The sequence below is a fragment of the Corynebacterium sp. HMSC062A03 genome (assembly GCF_001811145.1).
Classification (GTDB): domain Bacteria; phylum Actinomycetota; class Actinomycetes; order Mycobacteriales; family Mycobacteriaceae; genus Corynebacterium; species Corynebacterium aurimucosum.
The window spans coordinates 1-26,333 of record NZ_KV803686.1 but is presented as its reverse complement, the minus strand read 5'-3'; the positions used below and the strand labels follow the sequence as shown (position 1 = coordinate 26,333).

Here is a 26,333-nt window from a genome sequence, read left to right as displayed (position 1 = left end):
TGTCATAAATTCAAGAGTTACATACACAAGTGCCATGTCCAATAGGGTTGCGTCACCACAGCTGGCAACGTCGGATTCCGTCCTTTGAGCTGCTCAAGCATGGTTTTGATGAGTAGAACGGCGTCGTCGAGGTGGTAGCGGATATCGTCAGCAGTAAAGCGCAAAACCGTATACCCATGAGCTACTGCTGCGTTCTGTTTCGAGCGATCTGCCTGAAACGCACGACTATGTTTGTGGTGCTCCCAGCCGTCGACCTCCACGATGAGTTTGCCAATCTTCAGGTCAAAGCGGTAGCCCGCAATGAGCGCGTTGTGCTCAGGAAAGATTCCGTCTGCGCTAAGGCCTCGACTGAGCTGGCGCTCCGGCACGCTGTCCGTACCGATGGGCGTGCGGCGTATCGTCTCTTTCAAACGCCGAGGGACCCGACGCATTCTCCGCCGGTCATTGTCCAAACGCTCAGGGCCAGTCTTGCCGCGATAATATTCTTCCAGCAGTTGTCTGCAGTTAGCGGCCATACGACGAGCTGCCCACAGCACCTGAACAACAGGCAGGCCATTCACCTTTGCAGTAGCCGCCAGGCGTGAATGTGTCACCCGAAAATTCTTGCCCTTGAGCGTGCGCGGACCTTCGGCTTCCAGTGGAAAGGTCAGCTTCCTCCCCAAGTGAATCTCCTGCGCGGTCTTGCCCGTGAAATGTATTCGACTGAGCCCGTGCGCCAGAGCCCGCGCCACAGCTAGCGGCGACCACTCGTCGCTATAAATCCCACGGTGCACGCGAAAGAGCGTCCCCGCGCGAAGCTTCCGCCTGATTGCCTCCTTGCTCAAGCCTTGCGCGCGAAGCTCCGCGGTCGTCCATGCCTTCATGACGCTCAAGGTATGCAGTGCTTAACGACGTGTCGACGGTCAATTTCCCGCCTGTGGATAACTCAGCCCCGAGACGCTGATTTCGGCGGTAAAGGTTGTCGTGTCTGTAATTTAGGTAGTCTTACTTCCCTTAAAACCTCTTCGCGCTCACAGGCAGCCTTGGACAGGCTGCCCGATCGATGTCGGTGAGCGCGAAGGATCGGGAGGGGCATTGGATATGACGGCTTCGGGGCCGCGTACCCTTCGCGCTCACGAGGAGGCCTCGGCCGTTGTGCTAGCCATCGTTGGTGAGCGCGAAGGGGTGGAGCTGCGGTGTGAAGGCGCGTGCTTAGGGGATTATTCACGCGCTATGCCCTTCGCGGCCACGGGGGAGCGGGGAAGCAGCGCGACGTCGTGCGCCGGTGAGCGCGAAGGGAAGGAGGGGCCGGTAGTGAGGCGCAGCGCGAGGGGGAGAGGGGCGGTGCGAAGGGTGTGGGCCGGCTAGCGGGCCTCGAGCTCCTCGGCCGTGGGCAGGGGCAGGCGAGACGTCGGGGCGATACCGCGGACCTTGGCGTTGATGACACCTGCAACTGCGAGTACCGCGAACATGGTGGCGGCGGAGAAGAGTTGGATGCGGGCTGAGGCGTCGCTAAGCATGAGCACCGCGATGGCTGCGAAGAGAGCTAACGCGAACCACGTGAGGTACGGGTAGGCCCACATTCGCACCGGCAGTGGGTGGATGGCCTCGAGCTGGGGGCGCAGGCGCAACTGGCTCACCGCGATGAACACCCACACGATAAGCAGCGAGGCTCCAGCGGCATTGAGCATGAAGGACAGCAGCCACCCGGTATCCGCATAGTTCAGGATGACCATCACCGCGGAAAGAATGACAGACAACGCGATGGCCGCAGTCGGGACGCCGCGGCGGTCGGTGGCGGCGAAGAGCTTGGGCGCCTCACCGCGGGAGGCCAGCGAGTGCATCATGCGCGAAGAAGCGTAAATCTGCGCGTTGAAAGCAGAAAGCAGTGCGAGAACGATGACTACTTCCATGATGGCGGCCGCGCCTGGGATTCCCGCGCGGTCCAAGACCATGGTGAACGGCGACTCGGCGGCCGACTGCGCGGAGCCGAGCGAGGAATAGGGCAGGAGGAAGGTGATGACGAGGACAGAGCCCAGGTAGAACACCGAAATGCGGGTAATTGTAGTGCGCACGGCGTTGACGAGGGATTTCTCGGGATCCTCGGATTCCGCCGCAGCGATGGCGACGACCTCGATGCCACCGAAGGCGAAAGCTACGGCGAGCAGACCAGCGGCCACACCACCGAGACCGTTGGGCATGAAGCCATCGGTAAGGAAAACAGACGTGCCGATGAAGGTATGGCCGGGAAGCAGTCCGAAAATCAATAGTGCGCCGATAATGAGGAAAGCAATGATGACGGCAACCTTAATGAAGGCGAACCAGTACTCGAACTCGCCGAACAAGCGCACGCGCAAAAGGTTGATGGTTCCGAAAAGAGCCACGCAGATGGCAGCGGGGATCCAGGGCGGGCAGTTAAACCACGCGCCGATGAATCCGGCGGCGCCGGTGATTTCCGCGCCAAGGACAGCGACGGTGGCGAGCCAGTAAATCCAGCCCTGCGTAAAGCCTGCCCAGCGGCCGATGCCGTGCTCCGCGTATTCGGAAAAGGAGCCGGATGCGGGGATGACCGTGCCCATCTCACCGAGCATCTGCATGACTAGGATGGCAAGGAAACCAGCGATGAGGTAGGCCAAAAGGACCGCGGGGCCAGCGGCAGAAATGCCAACACCGGTGCCCAAGAAAAGACCGGCACCGATAGTGGAGCCCAGCCCCATCATGGTCAGGTGGCGGACCTTCAAGCCGCTGCCGAGTGAGCGAGAGGAGGAATCGTTTTGAGCAGTCACCTTTAGCATTCTAGGCCGCGGCTGTCGTAGGTAGGGCATCGAGGGGTGCCCGTGGCGCAGGGACGTGGGCGAGGGAATGAATCTGGGATCACGAAAGGCCCCCGCAGAAACGGGGGCCTCAAGCAGCAGCGCTTAGTTCTTGTGCAGATCCTCGTTGAGAGCCACAGCCTCAGACTTCCAATCGACGGCCTCGACGGCGCCGGTCACGGAGTTGCGGCGCAGCAGCACGCCGGAAACACCAGAGAGCTTGGAACCCTTGATGGTGTCGCCCTCAGACAGGCCTAGGGCCGCCGCGATCTTGCCAAAGACGGCAATCTTGGTGCCGGCGGTGACGTAGAGGCCGGCTTCGACGACGGCGTCGTCGCCAAGCGAAATGCCCACACCGGAGTTCGCGCCGAGCAGGCAGCGCTCACCGATGGAGATGACCTCCTTGCCGCCACCGGACAGGGTGCCCATGATGGAGGCGCCGCCGCCGATATCGGAGCCATCGCCCACGACGACGCCTGCGGAAATACGGCCCTCGACCATGGAGGCACCCAGGGTGCCGGCGTTGAAGTTAACGAAGCCCTCGTGCATCACGGTCGTGCCCTCGGCCAAGTGGGCGCCTAGGCGGACGCGGTCGGCGTCACCGATGCGCACGCCGGACGGAACGACGTAGTCCACCATGCGCGGGAACTTATCGACGGAGTAGACCACGACCGGGCCGCGGGAGGCGAGGCGGCCGCGGACCATCTGGAAATCGGCAACCGCGCAGGGACCGTAGTTGGTCCACACGACGTTGGCCAGCTTGCCGAAGATCCCGTCTACGTTCAGGCCGTGAGGCTTGACTGCGCGGTGGGAGAGCAGGTGCAGGCGCAGGTAGGCGTCGTAGGTGTCGGCGGGAGCCTCGTCCAGATCCTTGATGGAGGTCTCCACCGCGATGCGGGCGACGCCGCGCTCTTCGTCAGGGCCCACCAGGTCAGCGAACTGCTGCGGAACCTCCTCCAAGCGCTCGGTGCCGCTGGCTTCTACAGAGATATCGGTGTGAACTGCGGGGAACCAGACGTCCAGGACGGTGCCGTCGTGGGTAATGGTTGCCAGGCCGCGTGCGGATGCTGAAGTCATAGGCTCACACCCTAGCAGTTACGCGTCCGCCGCGCGCCTTGAGTTACCCGGGAGTAGGTGGAATATCACAACCAGGGCCACGGTCAGGACGAGGACGGCGAGGACTTGGTTGCGGGCGGAGGGATCGAAAAGCATGAGAATTGTAAGACCCACCAGCGCCAGGGCGGTGATCCATGGCAGCCACGGGAAGCACGGAACACGCAGCGTAGTGAGGTCTCCATTGGCCTTCATCTGAGGGTGCAGCTTGATGTAGGAAGCCACGATGAAGCACCAGATGATCAGCAAACAACCGCCCACCGCGTTGAAGAGGAAGGCCAGAAGCCCCGGCGGGTTCCAGTACTGCAGAGCTACCGATGCAAAGGCGAAGACGATGGAGAGCACCACCGCATAAATGGGGGAGCCGGACGCGTTGGTCTTCAAAAAGACGTGGTGCGCGCTGTGGTCCTTAGCCATGTCATAGACCAAGCGGGAGGTGGCGTAGATCTGCGCGTTGAAGGCGGAGAGCAGCGCCAGGGCAATGATCGCCTCCATGAATCCCGCGGCGAAGGGGATTTTCGCGGCCGCAAGGACCAACGTGAAGGGCGAGTCCGCGGCCACATCGGCGTCCTGGATAGAGCTGAAAGGCAAGGCCATGGTGATGACCAGGATGGAGCCGATGTAGAAGACCATGATGCGCACGATGATGGCGCGCACGGCAGTGGCCACGTTGTGTGCGGGGTCTTCGGACTCAGCTGCGGCAATGGTGACCAGTTCGATGCCACCGAATGCGAAAGCCACGGCGAGCAGGCCGGCAGCAAAGCCGGGGCCGCCATTGGGGAGGAAGTTCTCCGTAAAGTTGTGGCCCGCCACCGAGAGATCCATACCCGGCAGGATGCCCAGTGCCATGAGCACGCCGATGCCGAGGAAGGCCACGATGGTGGCAACCTTGATGATGGCGAACCAGAACTCGAATTCGCCGAAGCCGCCCACGGCGGCAAAGTTGACGATGGCGAAGAGAATTACGGCCACCAATGCTGGAATCCAGGGGTCTACCCCGAACCAGTTGGAGACGATTGCCGCGGCACCAGTAATCTCTGCGCCCATCACCATGACCAGCATGAACCAGTAAATCCAGCCCAGCGTGAACCGCGCCCACGGCCCGAAAGCCTGGCCCGCATAAGTGGAGAAAGCACCCAACGAAGGGCGGGCGGCAGCCATCTCACCGAGCATCCACATCACCAAGGCGATGAGCACACCAGCCACCGCATAGGAAATAAGGACGGAAGTGCCGGAGACCTGGATGCCCAAGCCGACGCCCAGGAAGAGGCCCGCGCCCACCGCGGAGCCGAGCCCCATCATGGTGAGGTGGCGGGTTTTGAGTTGAGTGGCCGCAGCCATAGGGAAATCACCTTCAACGCTGTTGATTGTTTGCAACGGGAAGCACTTTACGCAATGCACTAAGCAACCGGGGGCGCTAGCATGGCGGGTTGTGACTTTAAATCTCTTCTCCGATCCCATTGAGCTGACCAAGGCCTTGGTGGATATCCCCAGCCCTTCACACCACGAGCAAGCGATCGCCGATGCGGTCGAAGAAGCTCTGCGTGGTCTGGACCAGAGCAAAGTAGAGGTGAAACGCTACGGTAACACCGTCTGTGCCCGGACGAATCGGGGCTTTAAAAGCCGCGTGGTCCTCGCCGGCCACATCGATACCGTGCCCTTAGCCGATAACGTGCCCCACACCATGTTGGAGGATGGCAGCATCATGTATGGCTGCGGCACCGTTGACATGAAGTCCGGCATGGCTGTCTACCTCAACGCTTTTGCGCAGCTGTACAATTCCGATGAGCTCAAGCACGATCTCACGGTTATTGCCTATGAGGGCGAGGAGGTCGCCACCGAATTCAACGGTCTGGGCCACCTGCAAAAGGATCACCCGGAGTGGCTGCAGGGAGACCTAGCGCTGCTGGGTGAGCCTTCCGGCGGCATGATCGAAGCCGGCTGCCAGGGCACCATCCGCGTGCGCGTGACCGCCCACGGCACCCGCGCGCACTCAGCCCGCGCCTGGCTCGGCTCCAATGCCGCGCACACCTTGGCACCGGTGATGCTCAACGTGGCCAACTACCAGCCCCGCGACGTTGAGATTGACGGCTGCACCTACAAGGAAGGCCTCAACATCGTCCACCTCGAATCGGGTGTGGCCACCAATACCATCCCGGATGAGGCCTGGATGTTCGTCAACTTCCGCTTTGCCCCTGACCGCAGCTCCGAGGAGGCGCTGGCGCACCTGATGGAGGTCCTCGGCGAGTACGAGAACATCACCGTGGAGGTCGATGACATCGCGGGTGCGGCCTTGCCCGGTTTGGGCCAGCCGGCGGCACGCGCGCTTGTCGACGCCGTCGGCGGCAACGTCCGCGCCAAGTATGGTTGGACCGATGTGGCCCGTTTCTCCGAGATGGGGACCCCAGCCGTCAATTTCGGCGCCGGGGATCCGGGCTTTGCCCATAAGAAGGACGAGCAAGTGCCCGTCGTTCAGATCACCGAAGTCTCGACCGCACTCTTGAATTACCTGAAGGGATAAGACCACTATGACGCCTGAGCAACTGCGCACTCTGCGCGGACCTCTTCTCGTGCGCACTGCTGGAGAGCAGTCCTCCACCTTTGACCAGCGCCTGCTGCAGTCCGGTGCGGATCATGAGTGGCAGCACGCCGATCCCTGGCGCGTCCTGCGCATTCAGGGCGAGTTCGTGGACGGCTTTGACGCGCTGGCCAAGCTGCCCAAGGCCGTGACCGTCTTCGGCTCTGCGCGCACCCCGGAGGATGATCCGAATTACCAGCTGGGCGTTGCCTTGGGCCGCCGCCTAGTAGAGGCCAAGTACGCCGTTATCACCGGCGGCGGCCCCGGCATCATGGAGGCGGCCAACCGCGGCGCGCATGAGGCCGGCGGACTGTCTGTGGGCTTAGGCATCGAGCTGCCGCACGAGCAGGGCCTGAACCCCTACGTCGATCTTGGCCTGAACTTCCGCTACTTCTTCGCGCGCAAGACCATGTTCCTCAAGTACTCCCAGGCCTTCATCTGCCTACCGGGTGGCATGGGCACCATGGATGAGTTCTTCGAGGTCATGTGTATGGTCCAAACCGGCAAGGTGACCAACTATCCCATCGTGCTCATGGGCACCGAATATTGGTCCGGCTTGGTGGAGTGGATGAAGAAAACCTTGGCCGAGGGCGGGTTCATCAACCCTGAAGACCTTGATCTCTTCTTGATCACCGACGATATCGACGAAGCCGTCGCCCACATCTTGGCCGCGCACAAGGTGATGTCGGACAAGCGCTTGCGGGAGCAAGAAAACAAGTGACCCAAGCGCACAACCTCGCGCGGGTCATGGCGATTGTGAACCGCACACCCGACTCCTTCTACGACAAGGGCGCCACCTTCGAGCTCGACCCCGCCATCCAGCGCGCTGAGCAGGCGCTTGACGACGGCGCCTCCATCATCGACATCGGCGGAGTCAAGGCCGGCCCGGGTGAGCACGTCGACGCGGCCGAGGAGATTGAGCGCGTCGTGCCCACCATCGCGGAGCTGCACTGCCGCCGCCCGGAGGCGCTGATTTCCGTGGATACGTGGCGCGCTGAGGTAGCAGAAGCGGCTATCGCCGCCGGTGCTGGTCTGGTCAACGACACGTGGGCCGGCTGGGACCCTGAGCTCATCGAGGTGGCTGGCCACCACAAGGTGGGCTACGTGTGCTCGCACACCGGTGGCGTGACCCCACGCACCCGCCCGCATCGTGTGCACTTCGACGATGTGGTCGCCGATGTCATCACCGAGACCACGCGGCTAGCTGAGCGCGCCGCCGACCTCGGCTGTCCGGAGGAGTTGACGTTCATCGACCCCACACACGATTTTGGCAAAAACACATTCCACGGTTTGGAGTTGTTGCGGCGCATAGAGGAGAGCGTGGCAACGGGCTGGCCGGTGCTCATGGCCTTGTCGAACAAGGACTTTGTGGGTGAGACCCTCGACCGCGCCGTGGACCAGCGCGTCGCGGGCACACTGGCGGCAACGGCGTGGTCGGCGGCACGGGGCGTCGCGGCATTCCGGGTCCATGAGGTGGCCCCGACACTCGATGTCATTCGGATGACCGCCGCCATCCAGGGCCAGATGGCGCCCTTGGCGACGACCCGGGGGCTAGCCTAAGCCATGTCTGTCAGCGTTTCCGTAGTTATCCCTGCGCTTAATGAGGAGCGCACCGTCGCCCACGTGGTGCGCGCCTGCCTGGCCGACGATCCGTTAGAGGTCATCGTCGTCGACGCCGACTCCACCGATGGGACCGCGGCACAGGCAGCCGCGGCTGGGGCTCGGGTGTGCAATTGGCGCGACGTGGTGGAGGAGCCGCCGCAGCCTGGCAAGGGCGAGTCCTTGTGGCGCGGGGTGGCCGCGGCCCGGGGCGAGGTCGTCGTCTTCATCGATGCGGATTTAGAATCCGCCGCCCCCGGCATGGTGACCGCGCTAAGTGAGCCTTTTGTGGACCCCCACGTGCAGCTGGTCAAGGCGCGCTATACACGCAGCCTGAACGGTCAGCCCACAGGTGGCGGGCGGGTCACGGAGCTGAGCGCCAAGCCGCTTCTGCGCATGTTTTTCCCAGAGCTCGCGCACATTGATCAGCCTTTGGGCGGGGAGTATGCGATTCGCCGCGATGCGGCTGTGGGGTTGCCTTTCGTCGCGGGCTATGGGGTGGAAGCGGGGTTACTGATAGACGTCGCCAAGCGCCACGGCCCCCACGCCATCGCCGAAGTGGACCTGGGCACTCGCGCCCACCGCAACCGCCCGCTCCATGAGCTATCCCCGATGGCCGATGTAGTTTCGCGCACCATCCTCTCCCGCGCGGGCGTGGTCGGGCCCGTTGCCCAACGACCGCCGCTGCTGGGTAAGATTTAGCGCATGTTGTCCTGGATGCTGCTGATCGTTGTCCTCATCGCTCTCGTGATCATTGGCACGTGGGCGTGGGGAAGCCTGGTGGGGCGGGGACCTGTTATGGAGGCCCCCGACAAGGCTGTGGACACCGACTATGAGAATCTGCGTGCCCTCGACGAGGGGCGTTTCGACGACCTGCGTTTCGACGTGGTCGCGCGCGGCTACCGTCAGGACCAGGTGGATGCCCTCCTAGCTGCGGTGGAGCGCCGTTTAAAGGCAGCGCCGGCGACAGCGTCTGACGCTTCTTCCGAACCTTCGGCTTAACCCTTTGACTCGTCCTTGGACGAGGCCTTGAGGGAGCTTGCGGGGAAGCCTGTGGGAACGAGCCTGCCGCCGTCGGCTGAAAAAGGGCTAGACTAGAGGGACGTACAAAACTCAGTCGAAGGAGACTCAATATGGCAGCGATGAAGCCCCGTACCACTGGTGGAGAGATGGAAGCGGTAGAGGAGTCCCGCAAGATTGTCATGCGCATTCCTTCTGACGGGGGTGGGCGCATTGTGATTGAGCTCAGCAAAGAAGAAGCAGCGGAGCTGGGTTCACTCCTCGTAGCAGTTTCTAGCTAGTCTAGGAGCATGCTTTCACATATCGTCGATATTCTGGCCGATCCCGCCGATGGCAGCGCCCTGCAGGGTGCGGATGATTTTTCCCGCCTCGTGTCGGAGACCGGCCATTCCTATGATGTGGCCAAGCAGGGCTACGTCACGCTGGCAGCCGGTGCCGGTTTGAAGCACCAAGGCGATGATGCCGCGATGGTCAACGCCCGCGAAACCTACCTGGCCATGGGACACTTTGCTCCCTTCGTGGAGGCAGTCACCGGTGCGGTGCAGGATTCTCTGGAGACCCAGGATGCGGCTGAACATGCGGCTGGCCTGAATGCGGACACCGCCCCTGCGCTCCTTGAGGTCGGCGCGGGTACGGGTTACTACCTCGCACACACCCTTGATTCGATTGAGGGCGCACGCGGCGTTGGCCTGGATATCTCTACGCACGCGGCTAAGCACCTGGCCAAGTCGCATGAGCGAGTTGGCGCCGTGGTTGCGGATGTATGGGAGCGCCTTCCGCTAAAGGATGATTCGATTCACGCCATTTCGGTGGTCTTTGCCCCGCGCAACCCGGCGGAGTTCCAGCGCGTTCTCGCACCGGGCGGGGAGGTCATCGTGCTGACTCCACAGGCGGGCCATCTGGACGAGCTGCGGGAGCCTCTGGGCATCCTCGGTGTGGAAGAAGGCAAGGTGGAACGCCTCTATGCGCAGGCGGAAGGCTTCTTGGAGCAGGCGGCCGACCCGGTCGATATTTCCTTCCCCATCGTCTTGGATAAGGCCTCCATCGCCGCACAGGTTGGCATGAGCCCGTCGGCGCGCCACATCAGTCCGGAAGAGCTGGCAGAGCGCATGGCCTCCTTGCCGCAGTCGCTGACCGTGACGGCTCACGCTCGCCTGGATCGCCTGCGCTCGGCCTAATTGCTGACGCTCCTTTTTAGGGCCTTCCTTCGCTGCTTCTCTTCGAAACCACCCTTCGCGCTCACCGGCAGCGCCCGCGGTGGTTGTTTGATGTCCTCGGTGAGCGCGAAGGGGGCTTGCAGCTGCCCAGTCCGCCGTGGTCTCCCTTCGCGCTCACCGGGGATGAGCGTGGAGGAAGTTTATGGTCCGCGGTGAGCGCGAAGGGCGGGGTGAGGCCCGGCCTGGCTCGTTGTGGCTCTGATGTTGCGTGGTCTTGTCGGCGCTCGAAGGCATCTGCATAGACCTCCGCCTCAATCTCCTTTCGCGCTCACCGGCAGCGCCCGCGGTGGTTGTTTGAGAACCCCGGTGAGCGCGAAGGGTAGGGGGGCGCATTAAAAAGAGGACCGAGACAACTCGGTCCTCCTCCTATATGCCGTCTCGCAGTCGATGCGATTAGGAGCGCTTGGTACCCTTGCGGCTCCAGGACTGTTCAATGACAGCTTCGCCATCGGTGCTGACCTCAATGGCGGAGCAACCACCATCGAAGTAGACACGGGAGCTCATGGCCACCAAACCGCCGTCGACGAAGACCTCAACGCTGGCACCATCCTGAATGACGGTGAGGGTATCCGAATCCCCCTCAGCCAGCGGCGCTACCGCAGGAGCGGAGTCCTTGAAGTAGTTATCGAAGGCCTTGGACATGGAGCGGTCCAGACTGATTTCTTCACCAGTATGGCGAATGACCGCAGCGGTATCGCCAGAGCCGTCCTTCAGCGTCACGGTCACGCTCGAACCCGTAGGTACTTCGAGGACGCCCGTCCAAGACTGTGCGTAATCCGAAAGCTTTACAGCATCCGGCAGCCCCTCCGCCGGGGTTTGGAACAGCACGCCGCCCTGTAGCGTCACCGCGCGCGGCAGGGACAAGCTATTAGCCCAGCCCTCAGCCTCCCACGTGGGGTGCTTGGTGGCATCATCGCCGCGGCCGTTGCCGTTGAGCAGACCGAGGATGACTGCGCGGTCGTAGCGGCAATCCTGCGGAATTGTTCCGGTCGTGGTGTTGGTGTTGCGCGGACGGGAGAAATCATGGCCAAAGTCCACGCGCTGGAAGCCCTTCGCCACGGTGAACACAGTGCCATCAAGGCGGCCCACGATATATCCGGAGACATCGCGGCCCTCGCGTTCCAAGGTCACGAAGAGAACGTCGTAAATTTCCCTATCCACCTCGTCGCGCAGGCGTACCAGACGCGGTGAAACCACCGGCGGGATGGGAGAGGTGGCCGGAACTTCGCCCTCCTTAAAGCCAGGATCACCATCGAAGCTCAAGGGGCCGAGGAGCGTCCAGGATTCGCCATTGGGGCTGTCCAGGATTACCGGTACTGGTGCGTCGGAATGCCCGGTCAGCGCCAGCATAAGCCAGCCATCGTGTCCCTCTTCGCGGTCTTCCTTAGCCCAGTCCGGGACCACGGAGGGCGAGCGGAAGCGGTCATAATTGGTGTGGGCGCCTACGGCTTCCCCGAAGCGGACAACGTCTGGGTCGAGCGCCGAAGGGTCATCTGACACGATGCATTCATCGGCGTAGTCGGTGTAGCGCGCCAAGCGCACGCTAGTGCCGACCGAGGTCACCGACGTGAAGTACAGGTTGAGAGCGTCCTTTCCTTCCGCCACGGATCCTGCACGCAGCGATAGCTCGCCGCCGACGGTGGCGAGGACGTCGTCGCACTCCAGCCACTCGAAGGCCGTTTCCTCAGAGGTGGAATGGCCCCAGCGCGCAGGCTGGCCGGCATCAGGACGGTACTGGTGGAACAGGTGCCAGGTATGACCGTCCCGAACGATTCCTGCGGGGGCCTCGAGGATCCCGCTATCGGGAACGAAGTGAAGTTCTGGGCGATGGTGCGTTTCTTTATGCGTCACGGCAGTCCTTCCTACATTAACGAGCGGTAAATGTCCACGGTCTGCTGCGCGATGGTAGCCCACGAGAAGTCCTCGATGGCGCGCTGGCGGCCGGCGGAACCGAAGCGTAATGCCAGCTCTTTATCGGCGGCGACACGGTTCACAGCGGCAGCCAGATCAGCTTCAAAGGTGGCTTCGTCATTTACGTCATAGTTGACCAGAACGCCGGTTTCGCCGTCCACGACGACCTCAGGGATGCCACCCACATTGGAGGCCACAACCGCGGTGCCACAGGCCATTGCCTCAAGGTTGACAATCCCCAGCGGCTCATAAATAGAGGGGCACACGAAAACGTCCGCACCGGAGTAGACCTGCTTGATCTGCTCGCGCGAGAGCATGTCCTTGACCCAGTACACGCCGTCACGTTGCGCGCTCAGTTCCTCCACGAGGGCTTCGGTCTCTGCCGCAATCTCCGGTGTGTCCGGCGCGCCAGCACACAGCACAAGCTGAATGTCTGCATCAAAGCTCTGGGCAGCCTTGAGCAGGTGCTTGACGCCTTTCTGCCGAGTAATCCGGCCCACGAAGGCAACGATGGGACGCTGCTTGTCGACGCCCAGCTCATCCAGCACCGTGGATTCACCCGGCTGCCAGACCTGAGTATCAATGCCGTTAAGGACTACATGGACCTTGTCGGCGTCGATGCGGGGGTAGGCATCCAAGATGGAATCTTTCATCCCGGCCGACACGGCGATGACGGCATCGGCATATTCCATAGCGTTCTTCTCGGACCACGAGGAGATCTCATAGCCACCACCGAGTTGCTCGCGCTTCCATGGGCGGTGCGGTTCGAGCGAGTGCGCGGTGACCACGTGGGGGATGCCGTATAGGCGGCCGGCAAGGTGGCCACCTAGACCGGTGTACCAGGTATGGGAGTGAGCCACATCGATATCGGAGGCGGCATTGGCCATACGCAGACCCGTGGAAAGCGTCTGCACGGCGCCATTGGCCTCCTTCAACGCAGGGTCAATGCCATGTACAAAGACGTCCTTCTCATCGCGTTCAGAACCCATGCAGTGCACAGAGACATCAATAATCTCGCGCATGAAGCGCGTGAGCTCTGCAACGTGGACGCCCGCTCCGCCATAAATCTCTGGCGGATACTCCTTAGAAAATATTCCGGCTCTCATACTCGCCAGAATACGGATTATCCACAGCTCGCGCTAAACCTTGATGGACAGGTCGGTGCGGTGGTTCGTCGGAAAGCAGCGGGCGGGGTGTGAGGTGGACAATGGGGGGTAGAAACAAACGCACTTCTTCTGCGCGATCCAGAAAACGTCTATAAATTGGGTGGTGTGAGAAGCCTTCCTAATGTCCTTGCTATTGTCCTTGCCGGCGGCGAGGGAAAGCGCCTCTTTCCGCTGACGGAAGACCGCGCTAAGCCCGCCGTTCCTTTCGGTGGTTCCTATCGCCTGATCGACTTCGTGCTGTCGAACCTTGTCAACGCCGGATTCCTCAAAATTGCTGTGCTGACCCAGTACAAGTCCCACTCTCTGGACCGCCATATCTCCCAAGCGTGGAACCTGTCTGGTCCGACTCCGCAGTACATCGCTTCCGTGCCCGCTCAGCAGCGCCGCGGTAAGCGCTGGTACAACGGTTCGGCCGATGCGATCCTGCAGTCGCTGAACCTCATCTATGACGAGAAGCCGGATTATGTCATCGTCTTCGGTGCTGACCACGTCTACCGCATGGACCCAGCGCAGATGGTGGAAGAGCACATCGCGACTGGCCTGGACTGCTCGGTGGCGGGCATCCGCGTCCCGCGTTCTGAGGCTTCTGCCTTTGGCTGCATTCAGGCGGATGGGATGGGCACGATTACGGAGTTCGTCGAGAAGCCTGCCAATCCTCCGGCGACCCCGGACGACCCGAACATGACCTACGCCTCCATGGGCAACTACGTTTTTACCACGCAGGCGCTTATCGACGCTTTGCTGGAAGACGAAAAGGATGAGGACTCCGCACATGACATGGGCGGCAACATCATTCCTTATTTTGTGGAGCGTGGGCAGGCGCATGTTTATGACTTCATGGCCAATGAGGTGCCCGGTGCCACGGAGCGTGACCATGGCTATTGGCGTGACGTTGGCACCATCGACTCCTTCTATGAGGCACACATGGACATGATTTCGGTGCACCCGATTTTCAACCTGTACAACCGTTCGTGGCCCATTCACTCCACGGATGATTCCAACTTCCCGCCGGCGAAGTTCGTGCAGAACGGTATTGCGCAGTCTTCGATGGTGGCTCCGGGCTGCATCGTCTCCGGTGGTACGGTGCGCAACTCCGTGTTGGCTTCAGACGTGCACGTGGCGGATGGCGCGACGGTGGAAGGCTCCGTCATCCTGCCAGGCGTGCGCATTGGCCGGGGCGCGGTAGTTCGTCATGCCATCTTGGATAAGAACGTGGTGGTCAGCGACGGGGCCATCATTGGTGTTGACCGCGAGCGCGATGAGGAGCGATTCAAGGTGTCTGAGGGCGGCGTGGTTGTCGTGGGCAAGAACGTAAAGGTCTAAGCCGCGAGACAGCGCAGCGCCTTAAGCGGGCGTGTGGGTGGATTGAAGTCCACTCCACGTCCGCCTTTCGTGGTTTTGGTGGCGCCGACGAGTCTCGGAATGCTTCAGGAGCCTGCGCAACAACGCCCTGCAACACCGCACCTTTCAGTACACTCCCTTCGCGCTCACCGAGAGCGCGCAGCCCGCCTAGCGAAGCCCCCACGGTGAGCGCGAAGGGTGGGGGGAACGGAGAAGGAATAAAAAGTCGGCGCAAAAAGGACACCGACGACACAGGGCGGGGTTTAGCTCGGAGACGTATCAGTGGCTAAACCAACGGTGCCCTAGATGACGAAAATCTCCGTGCCGATCGAAAAACGGGCGATGGTTTTGGCAGATCGGGCAGTTTCAGAAGGCGACTACAGCTTGGTGATGAGTGTTAGGCCCGCCCCATACGGCAGGCGAGTGACGGCAGCACCCTCGAGAGAGCGAGCGTATTCGTCGGCCTCGCGGGCGGCGGCGGTGTCGCGGTCGGTGCGGGAGGGGTCGGCGACGGTGCCGTCGAGAAGCGCATTGGCCAACACCAAGGTGCCGTGCTGATGCAGTAGAGGCCAAGCGGCCTTGAGCAGCGCGGGCATATCGAGCGCTGGGACCTCGGCGTAAATCACCTGGTAGGTGTCATTGGCTAGGCGGCCCATGATGTCGAGGGGACGCGAGGGCAAGAAGCGCCCACGGCTAGGGGAGTAGCCGGCCTCGCGGAAAGTTCTCTTGGCGCTGGCCTGGTGCTCGGCTTCCGGGTCAATGCAGGTAAGGATTCCGTTCTCCGGCATGCCGGCGAGCAAGTAGAGGCCCACGACGGATGCTGCGGGAGTGATCGCTACCGCTTGCGGGCGGGAGGTGGTGCCGGATGAAGCCGCCGCGAGCGTGCTGAGCAGCTGGCCGGTGGCTTCATCCGGGGCCGGCAGGCCGTACTCCTCCGCATGGGCGCGGGCGCCGGCGAGCACCTCGGAGACCTCGCTGGTGGATTCGATATAGGTACGCATTGCGTCATAAGCCGTAGTAGTCACAAAGAAAACCATAGTGAAATCGCCTCAGCTGCGTGCCGAGAATCGCCCGCAACTCTCCTCAGCTGTGACGCAAGAAGCGCATGTAAGAGGTGTGACGGATTCACAGGCTGCTCACAGGGCCGTGGCTGGAGTTTCGACGCGCACTATAGAAAGATATTCGCCATGACCACACAGCAGCGCGAGTTTGAGCACGCTCACCGTTCCACCGATTCCTCTGCCACTGGCAGCCATGCTGTCAGTGCTGAAGTTGAGGAGTTGACCGGAACCGCTGCATTCGACGCCGGCCAGGCCGAGATGCCTTCGTGGAGTGAGCTCGTGGCTGAGCACGCCGATGATGTCTATCGCTTGGCGTATCGCCTGTCTGGTAACCAGCACGATGCCGAAGACCTCACGCAGGAAACCTTCATGCGTGTCTTCCGCTCCTTGGATAAGTACCAAGCAGGAACCTTTGGGGGCTGGCTGCACCGGATTACCACCAATCTCTTTTTGGATATGGTCCGCCACCGCTCCAAGATCCGCATGGAGGCGCTGCCGGAGGATTATGAGCGTGTCCCAGGTACAGATATGACCCCGGAGCAGGCCTATACGGTGGCCAACCTGGATCCGGCGTTGCAGTCAGCCCTGGATAACCTGGCGCCGGACTTCCGTGTGGCGGTGGTTCTCTGTGATGTCGTGGGTATGAGCTACGACGAAATCGCTGAAACCCTCGGCGTGAAGATGGGTACTGTGCGTTCGCGCATCCACCGCGGCCGCTCCCAGCTGCGTGCCGCGCTGGAAAAGGAAGCCCAGACAAACGCAGACACGCGCAGCCTGCTGCGTACCCGCTAGACTGGGCAGCGTTTGAATCTTAGAGGGCTAGACTCCCGCAGCTAAGCACTAGGCCACTGCACAAGAGCATGCACTGAGGTGAGGTGACGTTGAGGTGAAAGCAGAAGGACATAGCAGCGACGGGCATTCCCTGAGCCTGTCCGGGTTCTTCACCGAGGCCCAAGCCAAAGTCCGCGATAAGGCAAAGTCCCGCGCCCAGCGGGCAGATACTATCGGCCATTTAGGGCCCGAGGCGGTCGTCGCTTTTGTCGACGGCGAAATGCCGGCCAAGTATGCCCACCGCGTACGCATCCACCTCGTGCACTGCCCGGAATGCCGGGCGGAGATTCACCACCAGCGCAACGCCGCCGAGTGGGTTCGTGAATGCAGCGTGGAATCCCATGTCAAGGCTCCTGATTCCCTGATGACAAAGCTCGCGGGTATCGCCCATCAGGGCATAGGGCCCGGGCCGGATGCGGAAGCTCCCGCGCACCAGCCACGCCAGGATTTCCTGGACAAGGTGGAGATGGTGGTGCGCGCCATCCGGTATAACCAGCGGGGCTAACAAGAGACCGAAGCCTCCCGCGCGCCCGTCGCCCAGTCACCACTAGCTAAGTAGTTAAGATAGTTTCGTGTTTTCCTCAATTGGTTGGGTAGAGATCCTTGTCATCGTGCTGCTGGGTCTGGTGATCATCGGTCCCGAGCGCCTGCCCGGCGTGATCATGGATGTCCGTGCGGCTATCTACGCGGCGCGCAAGGCCATTGCGAATGCCAAGGCGGAGCTCAACGGTGAGATGAGCGGGCTCGGCGCGGAGTTCGACGATCTCCGGGTGCCTTTGAGTCAGGCGGCGGAGTGGACGCGGATGGGACCGCGCGGGGTCATTACCAAGGCGCTTTTCGACGGCGACGACTCCGCCTGGGATGATTTCAACCCGAAAAAGATGGCCGAGGACATCAAGAAGAGCACCAGCCCGTATGAGCACGATGCGGATATGACCAACCAACCCGCGCATACGCAGCAGGGTCCGGCGCAACCAGCGCCGGAGCAGAATCCTGGTCGGCCGACTTTTGATTATTCGCAGGTCTACCCGGACCTGAACGCCGGAGTACAACAGCCGACGGGGGAGAAGGCGACTAAAACGACACAGCCCCCGCGCGGTGGGAATGCGCCCACCGGCGAGGGCAGCTCCTCCTGGGAGGATGTCACCTAAAGGCTATTTAGCCTTTGCGGGTCACACCCAAGCCGAGCTTCTTACCCACGAGGGAATCGGAGCGCACCGCAATGGAATCCGCCACCTTGGTGATGGCTTGGGTAGCGGGGGAGTCGGGCGCGGAAATGACGATGGGGGTTCCGGCATCGCCAGCCGCGCGCAGGCTCGGATCGAGCGGGATGCTGGACAATAGGGGAACCTCGTGGCCCAGTAGGACGCTGAGGCGCTCGGCCACCACGCTGCCGCCGCCGGAGCCGAAGATGTCCATGGTGGAACCATCCGGCATGACCATGGCACCCATGTTCTCAATCACGCCGGCCACGCGCTGGCGCGTTTGCTGGGAGATGGAACCGGCACGCTCGGCCACCTCGGCGGCGGCCGCCTGCGGCGTGGTCACGATGAGGAGCTCCGCATTAGGGATGAGCTGGGCTACGGACAGGGCAACGTCCCCAGTACCCGGTGGCAGGTCCAGCAGGAGCACGTCCAAGTCACCCCAGAAGACATCTGCGAGGAACTGCTGAAGTGCGCGGTGGAGCATCGGCCCGCGCCAGACCACGGGCGCATTGCCCTCCACGAACTGGCCAATGGAAATGTGCTTGATGCCGTGGGAGATGGGGGGAAGCAGCATTTCGTCGTCAAGCACTGTGGGGCCCGCCGTGGAACCCAGCAGGCTGGGGACGGAGTGGCCGTAAATATCGGCGTCCACGATTCCTACCTTGAGGCCCTTCTTGACCAAGGCCGCGGCAAGGTTCACCGTAACGGAAGACTTGCCCACGCCACCCTTGCCGGAGGCCACCGCAAAGACTCGGGTGGTGGATTCCGGCTTGGCAAAGGGGATCTCCGGCTCGGCTTGGCCGCCGCGCAGCTTCTGCTTGAGTTCTTTACGCTGCTCGTCGCTCATCGGCGTCATGGAGATGCTGATGTCGCCGACACCGTCGAGCTCTGCGACGGCCGCGCGGGTATTGGACTCGATGGTGCCCTTCATTGGGCAGCCGGCGATGGTGAGATAAAGCTCGATATCCACGTCCGAACCGTTAACAGTCACGGACTTCACCATGCCGAGCTCCGTGATGGGGCGGCCGATTTCTGGGTCATCGACGCGGGTGAGCGCGTCGCGAACGGAAGATTCAGTAATAGCGCTAGTCATAACGCGCATTAGTCTAGTCACGTGCTATCGGGGAGAGCCACCCCGCCGTCTGGCCAGCGGGGCGTGTAAAATTCAGCCAGATGCTGCGGCCCAGCGCTGCGGACTTTGGACCCTGAAGAACAGCGACATGTGTGCTCGACATGTCCGGTTGAATAGAAAGAATGCGCCTGATTCTGATGCCCCGCCTTATTGCACATTCCCGCACCTTCGCCCGCATTGTTGGGGTGGCCTTGGTGGGGGTTGTGGGGGCGTCGTTAAGCGCCTGCTCTGGGTATGAACCCAAGCCGGAACCGAACCCAGTGAACTCGGCGCCGATCACCATCATGATTGATCCGACTTCCCATGAGCAGCGCGTGCTGGCGGAGATCTATCGCCAGACCCTGCGCGATGAGGGACGCGCGGCTACCGTTTCTCAGAAGCCAATGCTGGTGCGCCAGGGAGGGGAGCATGTCAGCGGGGTAAGCACTAATGGCAACTTTTTCGTCGGCTGCACGGGTGAATTCTTAAGCGTCTACAACCCGGAGGAAGCCCGCGCGGTTTCCAAGGACTACGTGGCTGCCAAGGAAGAAGGCACCAAGGACGTGGATTTTTTGGAGCGCACCCACATCGCTCTCATGGCCTCCTTGCCGCCAGAGGTCTCCGTGGTGGAGCCAGCCGGTGCTGAAGGTTGCCCTAGCTCTAAGTCGGAGCTTCCACAGAATTACGTCGTGGTCTACCAAGACGGGCTATTCAACCGCGATGAGAAGCTGGAGATAGCCTCCTTTACCAAGTTCCTCACCACGCAGGATCTTGATGAAGTCGTGCAGGAAGTGGAAGATGCCGAGGACTTTGAGGCGGCCGTGCGTGCCTGGATGGAGGCCAACCTCATGCAGAACCTCAACGAGGAAGGAGACTCCAACTCGTCCGGCGGGTCCGACTTGGTCCACGAGGAATCCTAGAAGTGACAAGCTAGGGGACGCAGTCCTCGGCGCCAGGGGGACAACCTAGGACTGTATAAAACGGCGATGGGCACGCCCTGCTTGGCGACGTCTCCCCGCACCGCCCGCCTTCTACGTGCAGAAACCGGAGAGTATCTCACAGAGCTGGCGATTCTGGGAAATCTATACTTTCCATATAGTTGTGTTTATTATTAAAAATTGCAGGTAAAATCCCTTTTTTATTGCGACTTTATGTGTGGGAGGGTATTATTTTTAGGGTTCACCTGCCTTTTTCCTGTCACCTCTCTAGGAAATCTGTGAGGAACTGTCCTGAGAGGTCTCCGCGGCTTTCGGGTTTCCGCACTGTGGGGGTGGAGCAGGGTACTGCATTTGAAAGGACCTAAAGAATGAATGCATCAAGGAACGGCGCCGCTCGGCGACGCTCTTCCCGTAAAGGAGTGGCAGCTCTTTCTGCTATTACACTCGCGCTCAGTGGGCTGAGCATCACCTCTTTTAACACGGTGATGCCCGAGGCCACCGCTGCCACGCTGAGCGGCGGCATCCGCGACAAGTCCGGCGCGGTAGAGAAGGGCGCCCAGAAGGCCTCCGACCTGCCGGCCGGATCATGTGTTGTTTCAGAGACCGACACCGCTAACCACAGCCAGGCTGGTTTCAGCTGGAACACCCTAGAGCCAGGTACAGATAGCCCCGACAAGACCCTGTGGGGCTTAAGCGTCTCCTTTGATAACTCGAAGGACCGCACATTCGCCGATTGGTCCTTCACCAATGGCGCGAACCTTGGCAAGGTCTTGGGTACCGGCAATGTGCCTTCAATGGAGGCCGGCCAGACCTTCCTTGACAAGAGCGTCACGCACAAGGCTGACGAAAGCATCGAAATTACTGGTTCTCGCGACCAACGAAACCTAAATCTCTACGCAGATCTCACTGCTGAGAAGGTCAAGCAGTTCGCTTCGGCCACTGCCGAGAATCCCGTGCGCTACGCCTGGCAGAGCAACTACAAGAAGGACAATCCTTCGGGCCTGAAAGCCACGGAAGGTGACAGCTCTGCATTCAGCGCTACTGTAAACCCGTGGCCGAGCGAGAACATTGAATGTAACCCGATTACGGTGTCGTGGGAGAACTGGGAGAAGCACGTCATCGTGCCCGGTGACGAAACCAAGGTCGGTACCGTCAACATTCCTGCTGTGCAGAACGACGGCGAGGACGACTCCATGTCCCGCATGGTCGTGGAGGCCTATGACGGCAACGGCAAGTTCATCGGCACCACCGACCCGGAAGCCTCCGGTGGTACGCAGAACCTGCATATCGACGAAAAGACCGGTGACATCTACTTCACCTGGCCGGAGTACCGCGGTACTGACCTGGCGACCGACAAGAACGTCAACTTCTCCGTTTTGGCGAAGCCGCGTACCGTTGACCAACTCCAGGCCGCTGCTGACCACAACAACGAATGGGGCGAAAATAAGGCCTTCGACAGCTCCAACTCGCTGACACGCTACAGCAAGGCGAACGTCATCGACTCTAAGGCGTTCTCGCTGGATGACACCGAGTACCACGACCCGAAGTACGACAAGACGGACGCTGCGATCATCTCCGGCGTCGATAGTGCTACCGGCCCTCTTGCTACCGAGCCGCAGAAAGTTACCTTCACCCAGACCCCTGACCTGATCAAGGAGCTGGCCAAGAAGAAGGGTGACAACGGCTACGAGGCCAAGGTTGAGCTGGACGAGAAGTGCGTCTACGAGGGCTGGACCGTCGACATCGACGATGACTACAACGTCACCGTCACCGCTCCGGAAGAGCCGAAGCCGGGTAGCTTTGCACGCCCTGTTGTTACGGTGGAGTACTCGAACGGTTCCACTGACAAGCTGGAACTGCTCGTGGTTGTTGATCCGAACAACACCCAGGTCACAGACCTCGTGCGCCCTGGCCTATCCAAGGGCAAGTTGAATGAGGACATTACCGCCCAGGTGGGCACCAAGTCCATCATGAAGGGCCACAAGCCGGTCCACCCGGCCAAGTTCGAGATTGATCAGTCCACTGTCCCTGAGGGATGGACCGTCACCGTCGATGACACCGGCAAGGTTACCGCGAAGGCAGATGACACCGTCACGCCGGGCAGCATCATTACCCCGAAGGTGAAGGCAACCTACCCGGACCAGACCACGGATGAGATCGAGACCCAGTTCCAGGCGATCGTGGACATCAAGATCCCGACGTACGACACCAAGACTGGTCAGCCGAACGCAAGCGTCAGCCTCACTCCCGAGATCCCGGAGCGTGGTCTGAGCGGCAACACGACCGATGAGGCCCCGACGCGCTACACCTTCGAGGATGGAACCAATGAAACCACCCTCACCAGCAAGGACGGCAAGACCTGGACTGTCTACGTAGACGAGAATACTGGTGAGATCACGACCACGATTCCGAAGGGTGCGCAGGAAGGCGACATCCTCAATGTTCCGGTCCAGGCTCACTACAGCGATGAAGGCAAGCAGAAGCCACAGACGGTTGTAGGCACTGTCGTCGTCATCAAGGGCGACATCGAGGCGAACTACAACGTTCAGACCACTGCTCCTGGTCAGGAAGTCAAGCACCAGGTTGAGGACACTCCTGACAACTCTACGTTCTCCTTCGGTAACAAGAATGGCAAGCCGGTTCTTACCCAGGAGGTTAACGGCTGGAAGTACTCCATTGACCCGAAGACCGGTGAAGTTTCCTCCACGCCGCCGGCCGATGCCAAGCCGGGTGACAAGAACACCGTCACGGTAACGGTTAACGCCCCGGGTGGTTTGACCACCCAGGCCCCGGTCACCACCGTGGTGAAGCTGACCAATAGCTGGGAATCTGAGCCGGTTGTTCCGTCGCAGACGGTCTACCCGGGTGGTACGGCGACCTCGCCGATTGGCGTCGAGAAGCCTGCAGACATCAACCTCGATGCGGACAAGCCGTTCACTATTGATCCGAAGGGCAAGGGCCTTGAGGCCACGGGTGAGAACAACGAGTTCGGCAACCCGACCTACAAGGTGAAGACGGCAAACGGCGACTGGATCGTTGGCCTGGATGACAAGGGCAACGTCATCTCCACCGCGCCGGAAACTGCGAAGCCGGGCGACAAGATCGACGTTCCAGTCATCGTGACCTATGAAGACGGCTCGAAGGACAACACCACCGCGACGGTCAACGTCATCGACGTCCCGAAGCGTGAGGTTCCGTTCGATGTTGAGTACAAGTACGACGACTCCATCCCTGCTGGCACCTACAAGGTTGAGACCGAGGGTGTGCCGGGCGCAGAGAAGATGAACAAGGACGGAACCTGGGAGCGCACCACGGAGCCGACGAACGAGGTCGTTGTCATCGGCACCAAGCCTGCCGAGAGTGCCAAGGACGTCAAGTGGACGTTCCCGATTCCGTACCCGACTGAGGTTCGCGAGAACCCAGAGCTCAAGCCTGGCGAGATGAAGGTTATCCAGGAAGGCGAGAACGGCGAGAAGACCTACACCGCTAAGTTCACCTCCAAGGGTTCTGAAGCTCAGGTTGCTGAGGAAGAAACCACCAAGGAACCGGTCACTCGCATCATCGAGGTCGGCCCGGGCATCCCTGATCAGGAGCTGACCAGCAAGAAGACCCAAGAGGTCCCGTTCGAGATCGAGTACGTTTACGACGACACCCTCGAGTCCGGCGAGCAGGTTGTCGACGAAGAGGGCGTTCCGGGTGAGCAGACCATTACCTCCACCCAGAAGATCAAGGACGGCAAGCCGGACGGCGAGCCGAGCATCAACATCGAGCAGACCAAGGCCCCGAAGAAGGCCAAGATCCGCATCGGTACCAAGACCACTGGTGAGAACACCGAGACCTATAAGGCTGAGGCGCCATACAAGGTCGTCGTTAAGTACGACCCGAACATGCCTGCCGGTGAGTCCAAGGTGACCACCAAGGGTGAGCCGGGCGAGAAGACGGTGACCATCAAGCGTGATATCACCAACTCCAAGCCGGGCGATCCGCAGATCACTGAAGAGATCACCAAGAAGCCGGTAGATGAGGTCATTACCGTCGGCACCAAGCCGTCTGAGGCTTCCGAAAAGGTTGAGTGGAAGGCTCAGGTCCCGTTCGACGTCGAGACTCGTCCGAACCCGGAACTGAAGCCGGGTGAGATCAAGGTCGTTCAGGAAGGTGTGCCGGGCGAGAAGACCTACACCGCTGACTTCTCGGCCAAGGGTGACCAGGCAACGGTCACGCCGGAGGAGAAGCAGACCAAGGCTCCGGTTAACCAGATCATCGAGTACGGTCCGGCGGCCGAGGACACCTCTGTGGTGACCAAGGTTGAGAAGCCGGTTCCGTTTGAGACCGAAATCATCTTCGATGACTCCCTCGAGGAGGGTGAGCAGGTCATCGATGAGCAGGGTGAGCTTGGTACCGAGGTTGTGACTTCTACCCAGAAGATCAAGGACGGCAAGCCGGACGGCGAGCCGACCGTGACCACTGAGCAGACCAAGGCCCCGAAGAACGCGAAGATCCGCGTTGGCACCAAGACCACCGGTGAGACCAAGAAGAACGTTGAGTCTGAGGTTCCGTTCGGTGTGAAGATCGAGTTCGATCCGAACCTGCCTGCTGGCACCTCTGAGGTTGTCACCGAGGGCAAGCCGGGCAAGAAGACCATCACGGTGACCCAGAAGGTCACTAACTCCCAGCCGGATGGCGAGGCCACCGTTGAGGAGAAGGTCACCGAAGAGCCGGTTGACCAGGTGATCAAGGTCGGTACCAAGCCGTCGGAGACTTCCGAGAAGGTTGAGTGGAAGGCTCAGGTTCCGTTCGAGGTTGAGACTCGTCCGAATCCGGAGTTGAAGCCGGGTGAGATCAAGGTTGTCCAGAAGGGCGTGCCTGGTGAGAAGACCTACACTGCTGACTTCACCGCTAAGGGTGATCAGGCAACTGTGACCCCGGAGGAGAAGCAGACCAAGGATCCGGTCAACGAGATCATTGAGTACGGTCCGGCCGCTGAGGACACCACTGTGGTGACCAAGGTTGAGAAGCCGGTTCCGTTCGAGACTGAGATTGTCTTCGATGACTCTCTTGAAGAGGGTCATCAGAAGGTTGATCAGCAGGGTGAGACCGGTACCGAGGTTGTCACCTCTACCCAGAAGATCAAGGACGGAAAGCCGGATGGTGATCCTGAGGTAACCACTGAGCGCACCAAGGAGCCGACGAAGCAAATCATCCGTGTGGGTACCAAGACCACCGGTAAGAACACTGAGTCCATTGAGACTGAGGTTCCATACGAGGTGAAGGTTGTCTACGACCCGAGCCTGAAGCCGGGCGAATCCAAGGTCACTCAGGAAGGCAAGCCTGGCAAGAAGAAGGTGACGATCGAACGCGACATCGTCAACTCCAAGCCGGGCGACCCGAAGATTACTGAAGAGATCATCGAGAAGCCGGTTGAGAAGATTGTCGCTGTCGGCACCAAGCCGGCTGAGGCAACCAACAAGGCAACTTGGGTTGCGCCGCTGCCGTACGACACGATCGTGCGCGTGAACCCGGAGCTGAAGCCAGGTGAGATGAAGGTTGTCCAGAAGGGCGAATACGGCGAGAAGGAATTCACAGCCGACTTCACTGCGAAGGAGAACACCTCCACGGTGAACACCACCGAGCAGGTAACCAAGCAGCCGGTTGAGCAGATCATCGAGTACGGTCCGAAGATTGACGACAGCGAGGTAGTGACCAAGCTGGAGAAGTCTGTTCCGTTCGAGACTGAAATCGTCTTCGATCCGAATCTGAAGGCGGGCGAGCAGGTCGTCGATAAGCAGGGCGAGCTGGGTACTGAGGTCGTCACTTCCACTCAGAAGATCGTGGACGGTAAGCCTTCCGGCGAGCCGACCGTGACCACCGAGCGCACCAAGGAGCCGAGCAACGCGGTCATCCGTGTGGGTACCAAGACTGACCCTGTTTCCGACAAGGTCGAATGGACTGAGAAGACCCCGTACGATACCGAGATTCGCGTGAACCCGGACCTGCAGCCGGGTGAGACCAAGGTTGTCCAAGAAGGCACGCCTGGTGAGACCAAGCACACCGTCACGGTGACTGTTGATAACGGCGAGGTGAGCAAGGAGGAGTCTTCTGAGGAAATCAGCAAGCCTTCCCCGCGCATCATCGAGGTTGGTCCGGCTGAAAACCAGACTGAGCTGACGGATAAGCACACCGAGGAGATTCCGTACGAGACCATCATTGAGTACGACCCGAACCTCGAAGCGGGCAAGGTCGAAGAGGACCAGCCTGGTGTCAATGGTGAGAAGGAAGTTTCCAAGACTTGGAAGCTTGTAAACGGTGAGCCTGTGGGCGATCCGGAGACTACCGAGACGGTGACGAAGGATAAGCAGGACCGCAAGATCCGCGTTGGCACCAAGTGCAACTGCGATAAGCCGACGGGCCCAGACACTCCGGACAAGCCGGACAACCCGGACAAGCCGGACA

At 60.9% G+C, this 26,333-nt stretch carries 21 protein-coding genes; 13 read left to right on the top strand and 8 right to left on the bottom strand.

What is annotated here, in order from left to right; genetic code table 11:
* Nucleotides 1–17 precede the first annotated feature (17 nt).
* The 4 genes from HMPREF2781_RS08085 to HMPREF2781_RS08065 form a co-directional block, all read right to left on the bottom strand.
* Complete coding sequence (locus HMPREF2781_RS08085) at nt 18–863, bottom strand: type IV toxin-antitoxin system AbiEi family antitoxin domain-containing protein (protein WP_070645278.1); 846 nt, start codon at nt 861–863, stop codon at nt 18–20.
* 480 nt (nt 864–1,343) lie between these two features.
* Nucleotides 1,344–2,774 (bottom strand): amino acid permease, encoded by a 1,431-nt coding sequence (locus HMPREF2781_RS08075; RefSeq protein ID WP_070645276.1) that lies wholly within the window; start codon nt 2,772–2,774, stop codon nt 1,344–1,346.
* A gap of 123 nt (nt 2,775–2,897) precedes the next feature.
* Nucleotides 2,898–3,869, bottom strand: a complete 972-nt coding sequence (dapD, locus tag HMPREF2781_RS08070) for a 2,3,4,5-tetrahydropyridine-2,6-dicarboxylate N-succinyltransferase (protein WP_070443173.1) — start codon at nt 3,867–3,869, stop codon at nt 2,898–2,900.
* An 18-nt stretch (nt 3,870–3,887) separates the two neighbouring features.
* Nucleotides 3,888–5,246 (bottom strand): amino acid permease, encoded by a 1,359-nt coding sequence (locus HMPREF2781_RS08065; RefSeq protein WP_070645274.1) that lies wholly within the window; start codon nt 5,244–5,246, stop codon nt 3,888–3,890.
* 91 nt (nt 5,247–5,337) lie between these two features.
* Here HMPREF2781_RS08065 and dapE point away from each other — a divergent pair, with 91 nt between their 5' ends.
* From dapE to HMPREF2781_RS08030, 7 genes are all read left to right on the top strand, one after another.
* On the top strand, nt 5,338–6,426 hold the full coding sequence (gene dapE, locus HMPREF2781_RS08060) for a succinyl-diaminopimelate desuccinylase (protein ID WP_070645272.1): 1,089 nt from the start codon (nt 5,338–5,340) through the stop codon (nt 6,424–6,426).
* A 7-nt stretch (nt 6,427–6,433) separates the two neighbouring features.
* A complete protein-coding gene (locus HMPREF2781_RS08055; RefSeq protein ID WP_070645270.1) occupies nt 6,434–7,204 on the top strand; it encodes an LOG family protein in 771 nt (256 codons plus the stop codon).
* A gap of 26 nt (nt 7,205–7,230) precedes the next feature.
* Nucleotides 7,231–8,043, top strand: coding sequence for a dihydropteroate synthase (gene folP / locus HMPREF2781_RS08050; RefSeq protein WP_210386020.1), 813 nt, complete (start codon nt 7,231–7,233; stop codon nt 8,041–8,043).
* A gap of 3 nt (nt 8,044–8,046) precedes the next feature.
* Nucleotides 8,047–8,784, top strand: coding sequence for a glucosyl-3-phosphoglycerate synthase (locus HMPREF2781_RS08045; RefSeq protein ID WP_070443164.1), 738 nt, complete (start codon nt 8,047–8,049; stop codon nt 8,782–8,784).
* 3 nt (nt 8,785–8,787) lie between these two features.
* Nucleotides 8,788–9,084 (top strand): DivIVA domain-containing protein, encoded by a 297-nt coding sequence (locus tag HMPREF2781_RS08040; RefSeq protein ID WP_070645265.1) that lies wholly within the window; start codon nt 8,788–8,790, stop codon nt 9,082–9,084.
* A gap of 131 nt (nt 9,085–9,215) precedes the next feature.
* Nucleotides 9,216–9,383 (top strand): DUF3117 domain-containing protein, encoded by a 168-nt coding sequence (locus tag HMPREF2781_RS08035; protein WP_010187237.1) that lies wholly within the window; start codon nt 9,216–9,218, stop codon nt 9,381–9,383.
* 9 nt (nt 9,384–9,392) lie between these two features.
* The gene (locus tag HMPREF2781_RS08030; RefSeq protein ID WP_070645263.1) at nt 9,393–10,280 is read left to right on the top strand and encodes a methyltransferase domain-containing protein; all 888 of its coding nucleotides are present in this window, start codon (nt 9,393–9,395) and stop codon (nt 10,278–10,280) included.
* A gap of 432 nt (nt 10,281–10,712) precedes the next feature.
* On the opposite strand, the gene HMPREF2781_RS08025 is transcribed toward HMPREF2781_RS08030, so the two are convergent.
* Together HMPREF2781_RS08025 and glgA are read right to left on the bottom strand one after the other, a co-directional pair.
* Nucleotides 10,713–12,170 carry a GH32 C-terminal domain-containing protein gene (locus HMPREF2781_RS08025; protein WP_070645261.1) on the bottom strand — a complete coding sequence of 486 codons (1,458 nt, stop codon included), beginning with the start codon at nt 12,168–12,170 and terminating at the stop codon, nt 10,713–10,715.
* An 11-nt stretch (nt 12,171–12,181) separates the two neighbouring features.
* Nucleotides 12,182–13,336: a glycogen synthase gene (glgA, locus tag HMPREF2781_RS08020; RefSeq protein WP_070645259.1), complete on the bottom strand. Its 1,155-nt coding sequence runs from the start codon at nt 13,334–13,336 to the stop codon at nt 12,182–12,184.
* Between the two features lie 165 nt (nt 13,337–13,501).
* On the opposite strand from glgA, the gene glgC reads away from it, so the two are divergent.
* Nucleotides 13,502–14,719 (top strand): glucose-1-phosphate adenylyltransferase, encoded by a 1,218-nt coding sequence (gene glgC / locus HMPREF2781_RS08015; protein WP_070443154.1) that lies wholly within the window; start codon nt 13,502–13,504, stop codon nt 14,717–14,719.
* 395 nt (nt 14,720–15,114) lie between these two features.
* Here glgC and HMPREF2781_RS08010 read toward each other — a convergent pair whose 3' ends face one another.
* Nucleotides 15,115–15,762 carry an O-methyltransferase gene (locus HMPREF2781_RS08010; RefSeq protein WP_070443206.1) on the bottom strand — a complete coding sequence of 216 codons (648 nt, stop codon included), beginning with the start codon at nt 15,760–15,762 and terminating at the stop codon, nt 15,115–15,117.
* Between the two features lie 162 nt (nt 15,763–15,924).
* On the opposite strand from HMPREF2781_RS08010, the gene sigE reads away from it, so the two are divergent.
* The 3 genes from sigE to HMPREF2781_RS07995 all read left to right on the top strand — a co-directional run bounded on the left by sigE (nt 15,925) and on the right by HMPREF2781_RS07995 (nt 17,780).
* Nucleotides 15,925–16,590 carry an RNA polymerase sigma factor SigE gene (sigE, locus tag HMPREF2781_RS08005; RefSeq protein ID WP_070443151.1) on the top strand — a complete coding sequence of 222 codons (666 nt, stop codon included), beginning with the start codon at nt 15,925–15,927 and terminating at the stop codon, nt 16,588–16,590.
* Nucleotides 16,591–16,684: 94 nt separating this feature from the next.
* Nucleotides 16,685–17,134 carry an anti-sigma factor family protein gene (locus HMPREF2781_RS08000; RefSeq protein WP_070645257.1) on the top strand — a complete coding sequence of 150 codons (450 nt, stop codon included), beginning with the start codon at nt 16,685–16,687 and terminating at the stop codon, nt 17,132–17,134.
* Nucleotides 17,135–17,201: 67 nt separating this feature from the next.
* Nucleotides 17,202–17,780, top strand: a complete 579-nt coding sequence (locus HMPREF2781_RS07995) for a twin-arginine translocase TatA/TatE family subunit (protein ID WP_070645254.1) — start codon at nt 17,202–17,204, stop codon at nt 17,778–17,780.
* Between the two features lie 7 nt (nt 17,781–17,787).
* Here the strand turns inward: HMPREF2781_RS07995 and HMPREF2781_RS07990 are convergent, their stop codons facing one another.
* Nucleotides 17,788–18,927 carry an Mrp/NBP35 family ATP-binding protein gene (locus HMPREF2781_RS07990; protein ID WP_210384553.1) on the bottom strand — a complete coding sequence of 380 codons (1,140 nt, stop codon included), beginning with the start codon at nt 18,925–18,927 and terminating at the stop codon, nt 17,788–17,790.
* 161 nt (nt 18,928–19,088) lie between these two features.
* Between HMPREF2781_RS07990 and HMPREF2781_RS07985 the strand changes: the two genes are divergently transcribed.
* Together HMPREF2781_RS07985 and HMPREF2781_RS07980 are read left to right on the top strand one after the other, a co-directional pair.
* Nucleotides 19,089–19,865 carry a hypothetical protein gene (locus HMPREF2781_RS07985; RefSeq protein ID WP_070645250.1) on the top strand — a complete coding sequence of 259 codons (777 nt, stop codon included), beginning with the start codon at nt 19,089–19,091 and terminating at the stop codon, nt 19,863–19,865.
* A gap of 386 nt (nt 19,866–20,251) precedes the next feature.
* Nucleotides 20,252–26,333, top strand: a 6,082-nt coding sequence (locus HMPREF2781_RS07980) for a G5 domain-containing protein (protein ID WP_141750579.1), incomplete at its 3' end; no start/stop codon positions are given.

Excerpts from the sequence above, each read along its gene's own strand:
- HMPREF2781_RS08085 (WP_070645278.1), bottom strand. The coding sequence starts at position 863 with ATGAAGGCATGGACGACCGCGGAGCTTCGCGCGCAAGGCTTGAGCAAG.
- HMPREF2781_RS08075 (WP_070645276.1), bottom strand. The coding sequence starts at position 2,774 with ATGCTAAAGGTGACTGCTCAAAACGATTCCTCCTCTCGCTCACTCGGC.
- dapD (WP_070443173.1), bottom strand. The coding sequence starts at position 3,869 with ATGACTTCAGCATCCGCACGCGGCCTGGCAACCATTACCCACGACGGC.
- HMPREF2781_RS08065 (WP_070645274.1), bottom strand. The coding sequence starts at position 5,246 with ATGGCTGCGGCCACTCAACTCAAAACCCGCCACCTCACCATGATGGGG.
- HMPREF2781_RS08055 (WP_070645270.1), top strand. The coding sequence starts at position 6,434 with ATGACGCCTGAGCAACTGCGCACTCTGCGCGGACCTCTTCTCGTGCGC.
- folP (WP_210386020.1), top strand. The coding sequence starts at position 7,231 with ATGGCGATTGTGAACCGCACACCCGACTCCTTCTACGACAAGGGCGCC.
- HMPREF2781_RS08045 (WP_070443164.1), top strand. The coding sequence starts at position 8,047 with ATGTCTGTCAGCGTTTCCGTAGTTATCCCTGCGCTTAATGAGGAGCGC.
- HMPREF2781_RS08040 (WP_070645265.1), top strand. The coding sequence starts at position 8,788 with ATGTTGTCCTGGATGCTGCTGATCGTTGTCCTCATCGCTCTCGTGATC.
- HMPREF2781_RS08035 (WP_010187237.1), top strand. The coding sequence starts at position 9,216 with ATGGCAGCGATGAAGCCCCGTACCACTGGTGGAGAGATGGAAGCGGTA.
- HMPREF2781_RS08030 (WP_070645263.1), top strand. The coding sequence starts at position 9,393 with ATGCTTTCACATATCGTCGATATTCTGGCCGATCCCGCCGATGGCAGC.
- glgA (WP_070645259.1), bottom strand. The coding sequence starts at position 13,336 with ATGAGAGCCGGAATATTTTCTAAGGAGTATCCGCCAGAGATTTATGGC.
- sigE (WP_070443151.1), top strand. The coding sequence starts at position 15,925 with ATGACCACACAGCAGCGCGAGTTTGAGCACGCTCACCGTTCCACCGAT.
- HMPREF2781_RS07990 (WP_210384553.1), bottom strand. The coding sequence starts at position 18,927 with ATGACTAGCGCTATTACTGAATCTTCCGTTCGCGACGCGCTCACCCGC.
- HMPREF2781_RS07985 (WP_070645250.1), top strand. The coding sequence starts at position 19,089 with ATGCGCCTGATTCTGATGCCCCGCCTTATTGCACATTCCCGCACCTTC.